At 56.6% G+C, this 12,928-nt stretch carries 5 protein-coding genes; 4 read left to right on the forward strand and 1 reads right to left on the reverse strand.

From position 1 onward, the window contains the following. The first annotated feature begins 378 nt into the window (after positions 1 to 378). Together MHI42_RS24665 and MHI42_RS24670 are read left to right on the forward strand one after the other, a co-directional pair. Entirely contained in the window at positions 379 to 4,410 is a 4,032-nt protein-coding gene (locus tag MHI42_RS24665) for an Ig-like domain-containing protein (RefSeq protein ID WP_342420931.1), read from the forward strand. 83 nt (positions 4,411 to 4,493) lie between these two features. Further along, on the forward strand, positions 4,494 to 6,764 hold the full coding sequence (locus tag MHI42_RS24670) for a helix-turn-helix domain-containing protein (protein ID WP_342420932.1): 2,271 nt from the start codon (positions 4,494 to 4,496) through the stop codon (positions 6,762 to 6,764). Positions 6,765 to 7,053: 289 nt separating this feature from the next. Here MHI42_RS24670 and MHI42_RS24675 read toward each other — a convergent pair whose 3' ends face one another. Further along, positions 7,054 to 7,920 carry an AraC family transcriptional regulator gene (locus tag MHI42_RS24675; RefSeq protein WP_342420933.1) on the reverse strand — a complete coding sequence of 289 codons (867 nt, stop codon included), beginning with the start codon at positions 7,918 to 7,920 and terminating at the stop codon, positions 7,054 to 7,056. 97 nt (positions 7,921 to 8,017) lie between these two features. Between MHI42_RS24675 and MHI42_RS24680 the strand changes: the two genes are divergently transcribed. Then, the gene (locus tag MHI42_RS24680; protein WP_342420934.1) at positions 8,018 to 8,683 is read left to right on the forward strand and encodes a hypothetical protein; all 666 of its coding nucleotides are present in this window, start codon (positions 8,018 to 8,020) and stop codon (positions 8,681 to 8,683) included. Then, a complete protein-coding gene (locus tag MHI42_RS24685) occupies positions 8,680 to 12,900 on the forward strand; it encodes a glycoside hydrolase family 2 TIM barrel-domain containing protein (RefSeq protein WP_342420935.1) in 4,221 nt (1,406 codons plus the stop codon). Before MHI42_RS24680 ends, MHI42_RS24685 begins: the two co-directional genes overlap by 4 nt. Positions 12,901 to 12,928: the final 28 nt, after the last annotated feature.

Here is a 12,928-nt window from a genome sequence, read left to right on the forward strand (position 1 = left end):
CGTATGCTTACTCTTAATTGCACTTTGTACAACTAAATCGCCTGATGTACCACCGAATATCTGTTTAGTTGTATTTCATACAATTAAACTGCCATTTGTACCTTGGCTTCACCCATTCGGGCAGATTTAGTTGTACAGACTACAGCTATAAGAGGCAAGCCTGCCTTTTGACTGTTTTTAATTGCACATTATACAACTATCATTGATATCACTGAAGGTTCACTTCAAACTGAACTTTATAAACTTTTGCACATGGTTGAGTGAATTCACTTCTGTAGCCCTAATGTTGTACTAGAACCGCTATACTTGCTTCCATACGGAAAGGTGGCTATTATGAGAAAATCAAGCCGGAAACCATTTTTTGTATGCGTTATCATTATGATTCTGCTGATGGGCCTTCTCCCCGCAGATTTGGGCTCTGTCGCCCGGGCGGACAGCACATATAAGCTGGAGGAGACATTCGAATCCTATGGTCTCGGCACGAAGCCGGCCGGATGGACGATCAAGACGCCGCCGCAGGGTGTGAGTGTTGCTGTGCAGTCCTGGGAAGGCTATGCCGGCAAGCTGCTGGAGATCCATCAGGCGGCCAAAACGGCAAGCAGCTACAGTATAAGCAGATCCGTTACGGATGTTACGTACAGAAGCATGTTAAGCTATTCGTTCCGGGCAGAGCAGACGGGAGCGGTGATCTACCTGCCTACCCCGCAGAGCGGTGCTGTTCCGCTAGTGAAGTTCGCCATTAACAATGGCGCGATCAGCTATATGAAAAAAGGCGCCGGCTCCTGGACCTCCGTGCTGCCGATTTCGGCAGGCGTATGGTATGATGTGCGCCTGGCGCTCGACGGCGGCAGCCACAGCTTCGATCTTTCCATTGACGGCAGCAGGCTGCTGACGAAGGAACCGATGGCAGAGGGCGCAGCGTTAACCTCCTTCTATATGGGGTTCTATAAAGACAGCATAGGCAAGATAGGCTTTGACAATTTTATTGTAAGCGGATACAAACGAGCGGAAAGTGCAGCCTTCTCTCAAGAGAATTACGAGCTGCGGAGAGGCGCCAAGCTGCCCTTGCCGCTCCAGTTCACACCTGCGGATGCTACGGATCAGACGGCTGTCTGGTCTACCGGCAGCGAAGAGGTGGCAACAGTGGACGGGAATGGCCTTGTGACAGGCATCCGCCAGGGAATTACGACGGTTACGGCACAGCCGAATGAGGGGCTTCCGGCAGTAACGGCTACGGTAGCCGTGTATGAAGATCCGATCACGGACATCGTGCTGGCTCCGCTGGAGCAGGCGGTTCTCGAAGGCTCCCGTGTGCTGTTACATGCCTCGGTAACTCCACTGGACAATACGGATACAGGTATCCAGTGGGGAACGGAGGACGAGAGCATTGCCGTGATTGACCGCTACGGAGAGCTGACGGGGATAAGCGCCGGAATGACTACAGCCTTTGTCACGGATGAGACCGGGAGCGTGCGCGCCGAGACTTCCGTTACTGTGACCGGCCGGACAACCGGCCAGGAGCTGTATGTTGCTCCCGGCGGATACGACAGCAATGACGGGACAGAAGCATCGCCCTTCCGGACAATTGCCCGGGCCCAGGCCGCCGTACGCCAGCTGAATGATGATATGGACTCGGACATCGTTGTGAATCTGCGGGAAGGGACCTATATCCTGACGGAACCGCTGGAATTCACACCGGAGGATTCCGGGACGAACGGGTATTTTGTCACTTACCGCAGCTATCCCGGAGAGCAGGCGGCCATCAGCGGCGGACGGACTATTACGGGCTGGACAATGTTTGACAGTGCCAAGGGCATCTACCGGGCGAATGCCGGAACCGGCCTTACGACACGCCAGCTGTTCGTGGATGGTATCCGGGCGGTCCGGGCACGGAGCGCCGCGGGACTCGTGAATCCGGTGAAGACTGCAACCGGCTATACCTCCGATAATACAGAGCTGGCCGGATGGGGCAATACTAGCGATATGGAAATGGTATTCAACGAGCTGTGGACGAATTCCCGGATCAAGGTGGAGTCTATAACTTCATCCGGCGGCAAAGCGCAGATCGGCCTCCAGGAGCCGGGCCGGAGCGCAGTCTTTAACCGGGGATTAACTTCGGCAACGGTACCTGTATATTACGAGAATGCGTTTGAACTGCTGGATGAGCCCGGAGAATGGTACTACAACCGGGTAGAAGGCATGCTGTACTACAAGCCGCGTGCCTGGGAGGATCTGTCAACGGCTGACGTTATAGTTCCGGTGCTGGAGCAGCTTGCTACCGTGTACGGGATATCGGCTGATGAACCTGTGCGCAATCTGAATTTTGAAGGCCTGAAGTTTATGTATACCACCTGGAACCGCCCCAGTACGGCAGCGGGACATTCCGATTCGCAGAATAACCATCTGCGTTATCCGTCCATTCCCGATGAGCTGACTGATGCGGCGGTGATGCTGGAGCTGGCTAATACCGTGAATTTCCGCAGCAATGAATTTACCAAGCTCGGCATTACGGCGGTACGGATGCAGAACGGTGTTCAGAACAGCTTAATTGAAGGCAACCACTTCTACGATATCTCAGGCAGCGCTCTGAACGTGGGCCAGCCGGATTCCTCGGACCGCATGATCTACCACCCGGCTGACCACAGGCTGCTGATGAAAAATAATGATGTGCTGAACAATATCATTCATGATATTGGCATTGACTACAAATCGGCATCCGCCGTTTCTGCGGGGTATCCGGTAGATATGGACATCAGCCATAATGAAATGTACAATCTGCCCTACAGCGGAACGCATATCGGCTATGGCTGGGATAAGCTGTTCGATGCCGCTACCCGGAACGTGAAGATTCAGAATAATCTGATCTATGATCTCATGGGAATGGGCTTGCGTGATGGAGGAGCCATCTACAGTCTTGGACCTACCGGAGCCACAGCTGGTGAGAAAAATCTGGTCATCGGCAATTACATCCGCAACCAGATGGACGGGAACTCCGCCTTATACACGGATGAAGGCTCCGCCTACTGGAAATTTGAGCAAAATGTGATCGACCTGAAGGATACGCCGCTGTGGCATTCACCGCTCCGCTGGGCGATGGCCTATGTGCCGACGATCCATGACGTGGATTTCGTGAACAACTATACAACCACGGACGGGTATACCAACAACGGGCGCAATGTTCTGTTTGCGGACAATACGGTCCAACCGGATGCAGAGTGGCCTCAGGCGGCAATGACGATCATTGACCAGGCCGGGCTTCAGCCGGAATATGCCGGGGCAGCAGAAGGGCAGGTCAGCCGCTGGAAGCTGGATTCGCTGAAGCTGGCTATTGGAGGGAGCGAACTTGCACCCATTCAAGCGCTGGACGGCAAAGACAGGCCGCTGGGCACGGAAACCAGCAGCTTCTATTACAGCATTCTTGATCCCTCCGTGGCCTCAGTTAATACCACGGGTGAGGTGACGGGACTCAGCCAGGGGCAGACGAAGCTTATCGTAAGCATCATTAACGGCTCCATCCTGCGGACAATCACCACGGATGTATTCGTGGGAGACACCTTAGTCGTTGTCCGCCTGGAGGGGCATGACGGTAATGTGGCATATGTTCATGAAGGTGCGGACATGCAGCTGCAGCCTTACGGCGAGACGCTGTTCGGCAACCGCGAGGAGCTGGAGGAGGTCAGTTATACGAGCAGTGATCCTTCCATCGTCAGTGTCAGCGGGAACGGCCTGTTAACGGCGCATCAGACCGGATCGGCAACCCTGACGCTGTCGGCCGGTTATCTTGGCACGGTGACGCAGGGACAATATGAGGTTAAGGTGTGGAATGAGGCCAGCACCTACGATCATACCCTGATGGCGGAACTGCAGGACCCGGAGGGCTGGTATGTATCGGCCACCGCCAACGGGCTGAAGGAGACCGGAGCAGACAAACTTACTCTGCGGGCTCCCGGAGGCCATGTCATTTACCAGAACCGCAAATACCAGAATGAGCTGCTGGATTTCAATATGAAGATTAATGACAGCGCGGTCTCGTCCAATTGGTATGCCCTGATGCTGAATAATCAGAGCAAGGAACTGAGCTATAGTACCGGTAGTATGTACCTGGTGGTTATAGGGACATCGGGTATTGAGCTGCACCGCTTCAACGAAGGGGTGCGGACCGTGATCTACGGCAAGATTGACGGCCTGACCAGTCTGGGCGGGCCGGCCATTCCGAATACAGCCATAACCTTCGGGGAGCAGAGCCGCGTTCAGCTTGGCGCTTTTCAAGAATCCGGGGGTGTGCGCCTGATCCTGAAGGTTGACGGGGTGCAGATCTTTAACTATCTGGACACCACCGCAGGAGCGATTGGAGAAGCGGGATACTTCGGGCTGATCTCCCGCAATGCGAGCACAGAACTGGGGTACTGAACAGACTACACTTATGAACCCGGCCCCGTAGTCAATATCACTTAAGCGATAGCCAACATCTGGACTTACAGGGGATGACACCGATGCATAAGAAATGGCTGTACCGACTGATTCTTTCCTATCTGCCGATCCTGTTTGCTGTGGTATTTTGCCTGATTATCCTCTTTTTCCTGACCTTGAATGAAGTAATGGAGAGACAGACGGCCAAGGCAAACGGTGTATACGCAGAGAATGTGCTGCAGATCGTGGATACCACCCTCCGCAACCTGGAGACTACAACGATCAAAAGCCTGCTGCTGGATGATCAGGTGAGCAGTTATTTTGACCGCCCGGGGCAGCTTGACCCTTATCATGATTACGGGGTAACGGAGGTGCTGCTGGATTTCATGTCGCCGCTGCCGATGATCGATTCGGTCTATTTGTACCGTGCGGCCGACGGCAAAGTGCTGATGCAGCATTTCTCGTCCAGTCTGCCGGATTTCGGGGACCGCAGCTTTATTGAGACAGCGATGAAGAATACGGGCGGCCCTGTCTGGAGCGGAATCCGTGATTTGCAGCTTTTCTCCGGGGAGGATCAGCCCAAATCAGTCATTTCGCTGGTGGAGCAGGTGCCTTATTTCTCCGGTGAGCAGGGATTGATTGTCATTAACGTGCGGAAGCAGTCTCTGCAGGCGCTGATTCAGGATATGAACATGGCGAATACGGAGATCTGCCTGAAGGATGCCGGAGGGCGCGCTTTTGCAGGGGCGGATACCTGCTCAGACCCGCAGGCTCAGGAGCAGGCGGTAAGCCGCATGTCTTCCTATACCGGCTGGACAATTAAGGTTGGAATGGCGCGCGCAGAGGCCTTCTCGCTGCTGTCAGCCTTCTCTAATGTCTGGGCGATTCTGGGCTTTGCGGCGGTCTTCGGCGGGATTGCGGCCATGACGTATATCAGCCACCGGAATTACCGTCCGATTGAGCAGGTAATGAGCCGGATTTACACGTTCGGAGCGGACCGTTCCTCCGGCTGGAAGCCGCAGAGTAAGGGGGATGATGAATTTTCTTTCATCGGCCATGCACTGGAGAGTCTGATTGAGCAGACGAACAGCTATGAGAAGCAGCAGGCCGAAGGAATCCTGCACAGGCGGAATCAGTTGTTCAAAGAGCTGCTGGAGAACAGCGGTCAGGTGTCTGCAGAAATATGGAGCCGGGAATCGGAGCGGATTGGAATGAAAGGTGAATTTGCAGGCGCGGTTGTGGGCATTGCCGAGATCGATTTCTATGAGGCTTTTGCTGCAGATTACTCTGCCCGTGATCAGTCGTTGTTCAAATTCACCCTCCGCAGTGTGATTCAGGAGATCGCCGAGAAAGAAGGGGAACCGCTCTGGACAGAGTGGATTGGACCGGGGCGTCTCGGGCTGCTCTTCCGCCGTTCCGCCGCTGGAGCAACGGCTGATGGTGCCGAGAAGCCGCTGATGATTGCCGAGAGTGCCCGCTCCTGGGTGAAGCAGCATCTCAAATTCACGGTAACCTTTGGTATCAGCGGGCCGGCGGCCGGTCTCAGCGGCTTATCGGATGCTTACCGCAAGGCAGCAGGTGCGCTGGAGCGTAAACTCACCGGCGGTCCCGACCGCGTCTATGCTGCACCGGCGGAAGGCAGCCCCCCGCCTCAGGCGGAAGGAATGGATGTGCTGGTGCAGGCCATCGGTGCCGTTCCCCAGCTATACCGGCTCGGGAACGCCGAGTGGAGGCCGCTGATGGAGCGGATCTTCGGGCTGCTGGCAGGCGGCAATTACTCCAAGGAGGACATTGTCCGCCTGCTGCAGCTGCTGGAGGCTGGCCTCTCCAGGGAGATGCAGGAGCTGCCGCCGGAGATGAAGGGGATATGGAATAACGGGCGGTTGCGCGGAATTCCGCAATCTCCGGAATCCTTCGAATGGATAGAGGAGCTGCGCGGGGAGCTCCTGGCTTCTCTGGAGGAGATAGAGGAGGCGCTGCACGGCCTGCGGATGAACCGGGAGCAGTATACGCTGGCTAACAAGGTGCGTGAGTATATTGCCCTGCATTACGCCGATCCAGATTTCTCCCTGACCCATGCCGCCGACAGCTTCGCGATGAATACCAAAGCGCTGAGCCGGATATTCAAGGAAGAAATCGGTGAGAATTTCGTCGATTATCTGGCCCGGCTGCGGATGGACGAGGCCAAACGCCTGCTGACAGAGACCTCCGAGCCTGTCCAGAATATCGCCGAGCGGGTGGGGTATTTGTATCCAATGTCCTTCATCCGCGTGTTCAAGAAGCTGGAGGGCGTAACCCCGGGAGAATACCGCAAGGAGCGGAGCGGCCCTCCGCATGGCGAGCGTCAGGGCTAGACCCGGACCGGGCCTGGGCGGCTTTTGCCGGGGGATCAAGGGCGGATAAGATGTATATTCCACAGGCCCAAAGGCGGGTATACAGCTTAAAAGGCGGCAGGGGGAGTTTCCCCTTGCCGCCTTTCTTTGTACTTGTCCCCATGGAAGGGGGAGTGGAGGTTCTATTGTACTTTGTACAATAGAAGAACATTAAATCAGCCTGGAAATTTAATCTGTTGTACATTGTACAGCAGAAATTCAGGTTTTCGCGCCGAAATTGAGAAAACTGCAGGTTTCCGCTTGTCTGCCGCTACATTCCGGCCTTATGCATCCGGTACTCGGAGGGCGTGCACAGGAACACTTTTTTGAATTGCCTGGAATAATAATTATGATCCCGGAACCCGCTGTCCATAGCCACCTGTGAGATGGTTAAGCTGGCATTGCGCAGCAGCGTGCAGGAATACTCCAGCCGTTTGCGGATGACATAATCCATGGGCGTCGTATGATAATTCCGGGTGAATACGCGGAGGAACTGGCGCTTCGACATATAAGCCAGATCTGCCAGAGACTGAAGTGAAATAGGCTGCAGGAAATGCTCCTCAATATAGGTAACCGCCTCACCGATCTGCAGCGCCCTGTTCTCCGTTCCGCCGCCATTCTGCCGGTAATATCGTGATAGTGTGCCGACAAGCGCGGTGAAATACGTACGGATCATCAGCCGGTAGCCGTCAGACTGCCGGTCATACTCCTCCAGAATCCGGTCCAGCAGAACAGTAGCCTCTTCCAGCTGCGCGGGCTGCAAGGAGAGCATGCCTTTGAAATACATCTCTTTGCGGAAGAACGGCTCCAGATAGAACAGCGCCTGAAACCCCGGCAGGAGCTTCAGCTCAGGCAGCTGCAGCAGCTGATCGGGATGGAACATCACATTGATGTACTCAATATTCTGCACATTTTTGTACCCATGCGAAATATCGCTGTGGATAAAAAACACCTGACCCGCCGATACGGGGTACTCCCTTCCTTCAATGATATGAATCGCGCTTCCCTCCAGAATGACCACCAGCTCCGAGAAATCATGGCAGTGAACATAATAATCCTGAGTCAGCGGGCATTTCTGAATGCGGAAAGTAAAGCCAGGCTCGAGTCCTAAATCCCGTGCATAGAGTTTATTTGTCATGTCGTTATTATGCTAAAGAAGGGCATGATCGTCAAGGAACCGTTCCGCTGTTTGCGTTAATCTTAAGAGGAAGATGACACACGGTTGGAGGGAATTTATGCAGCGATGTTTATATAGAGCCGAATGCAGAGAGGGCTGCGGCCCGGCTGCTTTTTTGGGCTCACAGGTGGAATTGCTTAATGAACGTATGGACTGGCTGGGCATTTCTTGGCTAAGCATCTTTCAAGACGGCCAGGGGCTGTTTCTATATTACGAATGCAGTGGCAAAGAGGCTCAGCCGGAGCAGCTGTTTCCGGGCGCATTGGAGATCCTCAAGGTCTGGCCGGGCGGGGGGTATCCGCGGCTGTGGGTGCCGATGATGGACATTTTTCATTATCAGCAGCCGGTGTCCGGGCAGCATTGGAAGCGCAACCAGATTCCAGGGGCTCCCTACGGCAGGCTGGCAGTACTCAAGCCGGAGCAGGTCTCAAGCTATGTCTATTACCATTATCAATATCAGGAGGAGCGCCCGGGAGACGGTGACAAATACGGGATCATCGGTCTTCATGAGAACCTGCTCTTCTTTTATTCCGAGCTTCCTGCAACTGTGGAGCCCGCTCCCTATACGGGGAAACTCACAACGAATCTGCGTCCGGAGCAGTGGGGAGAGGTTATGGAGCCGCATTTTATCAAGTGGAAGAATGTAGAGCCGGATCAGGAAATCTGGAAAAAGCTTACGCCTGTCTTAACGATCACCCTCCCGCAAAGGGGAAAAGGAGAATGAATATGCTGCGCACATCCATATGCCTGAACGGCGAATGGGATTTCATGCCGCTCTACGATCAGCCGCGCTGCCGCAGTCTTCCTGAGAGGCTGCAATATGAGGCGCGCAAGATACAGGTGCCTTCGAGCTGGCGCCACAGCTATAAGACGCTTGCGGGCAGCAAATTTGGAGAAGTACCGGACCATAACTTCGTGCCGTTTGATGTGTACGGCTACCCGGGAGAATGGGATGCGGCCGAGGCTGGGGTGCTGCACCGTTCTTTTCAGGTGCCGGAGACTATGCTGGGGCAGCGGATTGTGCTGCGCTTCGATGGAATCATGCAAAAGGCAGCGGTATATCTGGACCGCGAGCGGATTGCCGTCTGGGAGGACGGGTATCTGCCGTTGCGGCTGGATATCACCAGGCTGGTGAAGCCCGGCCGGGAGCAGCAGCTGCATGTGGTATGCGGAAGCTTCGACATGGCGGTGCTCCCCTCCGGGGAGGAGAGAATCACCGGACTTGCCGGTTCGTGGTTCGGCAGGATCGCAAGGGGAATATGGCAGGATGTTTTCCTCGAAGGCTACCCGCCTGTATCGCTGGAGGATCTCACGATCCGCACCTCTGTCCGGCAGGGCATTCTGGAAGTAGAGGCCCTTATTGGGACGGAATCCGGCGGACCTGCGGTGGAATCGCTGCAGGTGTTCCTGAAAGTCAGGGAACGGAAGGCCGGTACCCTGCCTGTGAAGGGTGCAGAGCCGCTGCCGGTGCTTGAAGCGGAAGCAGGAGTAGATGTTCTGCCTTTGCAGGCGGGAGAAGGACGGCAATTATGCTGGAACACCGGCAGCCGGGAGTGGGGTGGAGCATCTTTTGCGCTGCCCTGGCAGGATGCCGTGCTGTGGAGTCCGGATCACCCGGTTCTATATGAGCTGGAGCTGGAGCTTCAGGCAGACGGGGAGGTCCTTGACCGGCGGACCGATGTATTCGGCTTCCGGGAGTTCTGGTGCGAAGGCCCGCAGTTCATGCTGAACGGGATTCCCGTTAACCTGCGGGGCGATTCCTGGCATTTCCAGGGGGCGGCGCAGCAGACAGAAGACTATATCCGCAATTGGTACCGTCTGTGCAGACAGGCGGGCATCAACAGCATCCGGCTGCATGCCGAGCCGTATCCGGCTGATTATCTGCGGATTGCCGATGAGGAAGGAATGCTGATTGTCGATGAGACAGCAATCTACGGGTCGAGCAAAACCATGGATGCTGCCCACCCTGATTTCATCTCCAATTGCCGGACGCATGTGCAGCGGCTGGTACAGCGGGATAAGAATCACCCGTCCGTCATTCTGTGGAGCGTGCAGAACGAGATGCGCTGGGTGGACGGCCGGGATACCTACAAACAGCATATCCCGGGTCTGATGGAGCTGATGAGAGCCCTTGATTCTACCCGCCCGATTATGGTGGAAGGGGATAACCGGTTGGTCACCAAGCAAGGGACAGAGGTGGAGAGCCGCCATTACAACATTGACGGCACGATCGCGCAGTGGGACCGCAGCGTTCCGCTCACCTTCGGCGAGCATGGCGGATGGTGGTACATCTGCCCGCAGAACAGCAGCATGTATGTCGGACTGGACGCATACCGTGACTCAGATGCAAGTGCTGCCGGCTTGGCCCAGAAGGAAAGGCTGTTCGTGGAGTATGCACGCCGCCAAGGCGTCTCCGGTATCTCTACCTTCAACTTCGCCCATTATTTCATGCGGGCGATGCCGGAACGGAATATTCAGCTGCCGCCTGCCGACCTGACCACACCAGGCCCTAAGCCTGCGGTAATTCCGGCTTACTCTCTTTCCCTGAACAACGGGCTGCTGCCGGAGGAATATCCGGCATTCAAGGCCAATCCCGCTTTTGCCATTATGGCTGAAGCCTTCAAGCCGGTGACAATGATTGCCGCCGAATATAACCGCTGCTTCTTCGATGATGCGCCGGTCCGCCGCAGCTTTGATGTCTACAACGATACGCTGGCAGAACAGGAAGTGACTATTGAATGCACGGTCCGGCAAGGCGGACATGAGGTTCATAGCGAGACGTTCCGTTTCCGCCACGAGCCTGCCGCCCGCCGGAGCATCCGGCTGGAATGGATGCCGGAACCGGTCAATGGTGAAGGAGTAGGAGTGGGGGATGAAGGCGTAGGCGTAGGCGCAAGAGCAGGAGATGGGGCAGAAGTAAGTGCAGGAGATGGGGCAGGAGCAAGAGCAGGAGATGGGGCAGAAGTAAGAGTAGGAGATGGGGCAGCAGCACCAGCAGGAGTAGCAGAAGCGGAAGCGGTGCTGTCTGCCCGGCTGTTCCATGGCACGGAGCTGAAGCATGAGCTTCAGTTAAGCTACCGGCTGCTGTCCGGGAGCTGCAAGACAGAGCCGGTAGAAGTAGCGCTTCCCGCTTCTTATATAGGCTCTGACCGGGACTATGAGGCGATCCGCGCCCTGGTGCCCGGTCTGGTCCGGGCAGAAGCGGAAGCGGTAGAGCGGCTTGCGGGCGGGACACTGCTGATTGTCGGCAGCCGAATGCAGGATAAGGACGGGGCGCTGGACCGGAAGCTGAGAAGCTACGTGCAGCGGGGCGGCAGATTACTGCTGCTGGAACAGCTTCACCTCTCCCCCGGCAGGCTCCCGCTGGTACGCAGGGAATTCATCCGTGCCCATGCAGGCGACTATGGGCATCCGGTGCTCCAGGGTCTGAGTGCTGAGGACCTCATGTACTGGCATGAGGGGCTGCGCGAGGACGGGCCGCTGCCGATTATCCGTGCAGCGTTCGAGAAGCCGGTGACCGGTGATTTCACCCTGCTGCTGGAATGCAGCGCGGGTGACTTTGGAGATGGCGGCGATCTGTGGTCGCCGCTGCTGGAGTACCGGAGCGGAGCCGGCATGTTCCTGGCGAATCAGCTGGAGATCATGGATCATCTCCACCGGATTCCCCAGGCCTGCCTGCTGCTGCGGAGCCTGCTCCAGTATGCGGGCCGCGCAGTCCACGCAGCCGCTGTACCGGTGCCCGCTGCGGTGTGGGTCCGCAGCGGCGGGGCGGCGGAAGCCTTGCTGGGCAAGCTCCGCCTGAAGGGCCAGAGGCTGGACAGCGCCGCAGGCTTGTCCAGCCTGAACCCCGGCCTCCTGGCCGTGGAGGCCGGACTGCTGCACGGCCCGGGCGCGGCGGAAGCCGTCCGGCAGGCAGCGCAAGCAGGCAGCACAGTGCTGGTGCTGCCTGCAGAACCCGGCGGGCAGGAGGCGCTTGCCCGCCTGCTGGACCGCCCCGTGCGCATCGCGCCGCACGGGACCTATCATCTGGCGGCGGACTATACGCACGCCGCCGTCTGCGGGATCAGCCCTGTCGACCTGTTCGGGTTCGACAAGGTGCATCTCTCGCCCCGGGACGTGGTAAACCGGGAGCTCGCCGGTCACAGGCTGGAGGTGCAAGGCGCGGAGGTGCTGTGCACCAGCGTGGAAGGCACAGCCTGGAAGGATTACTTCGCCGGGTTGCATACGGCGGAATACAGCAGGCTGGCGCTGGTCGAGCTGAACCGCAGCAAGGCCTGTGCTCCCGGAGTCTTTGTGATCCGCCAGGCAGTCGGCGAGGGTGAGATTATCTGCTCGCAGCTGCTCACCGACCCGGGCAGTGACAAAAGCCTGAGGCTGTACACCCGCCTGCTGGGCAATCTGGGCGCCGCCTTCACGGATGAGCTGCTGCAGCTGGATAAAGGAGATGCGCAGTGGGCGGTGAAAGCCGCGATGACGCTGTTCTGTCCGCCGTATACCGATTATCAGGCCATGAAGGATTACTATACCGACCCGGAATTCTCCCTGAACAATCTGGGCGAAGGCCTGTACGGCTGGATGAAGAAAAAAGAACGGCGCGAAGACGGAACGCTGCTGATCCCGGCACCGGAAGGCCGTCCGCTGTTTCTGAGCTGCTTCGTGCATCTGCCTGCGCCCGTCTCCGGCAGCGGGGAACCTGCGAATATCCGAACCGGCAGGCTGCGGGTGAACTCAGAATGTGCTTACGAGATCTATATGAACGGTCAGCATGTGACTCAGCCGGAGCGGGAGATCATTTTGAGAAAAGGAATCAACCGGCTGGTTGCCATCGTCCGGGGAAGCCGGGAGGATATCTCCTTCGGCATGGTTTTCCTGAACCCGGATAGCACATATATGAATGATTTGGAGTTCCGCATGACAATGGATGAGGTTGAGCCTAAATAAGCAATAAGAATAAGCAATGAGTAATCCT

Source organism: Paenibacillus sp. FSL E2-0178, assembly GCF_038593005.1.
Lineage (GTDB): Bacteria > Bacillota > Bacilli > Paenibacillales > Paenibacillaceae > Paenibacillus_AQ > Paenibacillus_AQ phytohabitans.

What these genes read in the sequence shown, in the direction of transcription:
- MHI42_RS24685 (WP_342420935.1), top strand. Translation starts at nt 8,680, where the DNA reads ATGAATATGCTGCGCACATCCATATGCCTGAACGGCGAATGGGATTTC.
- MHI42_RS24665 (WP_342420931.1), top strand. Translation starts at nt 379, where the DNA reads ATGATTCTGCTGATGGGCCTTCTCCCCGCAGATTTGGGCTCTGTCGCC.
- MHI42_RS24675 (WP_342420933.1), bottom strand. Translation starts at nt 7,920, where the DNA reads ATGACAAATAAACTCTATGCACGGGATTTAGGACTCGAGCCTGGCTTT.
- MHI42_RS24670 (WP_342420932.1), top strand. Translation starts at nt 4,494, where the DNA reads ATGCATAAGAAATGGCTGTACCGACTGATTCTTTCCTATCTGCCGATC.
- MHI42_RS24680 (WP_342420934.1), top strand. Translation starts at nt 8,018, where the DNA reads ATGCAGCGATGTTTATATAGAGCCGAATGCAGAGAGGGCTGCGGCCCG.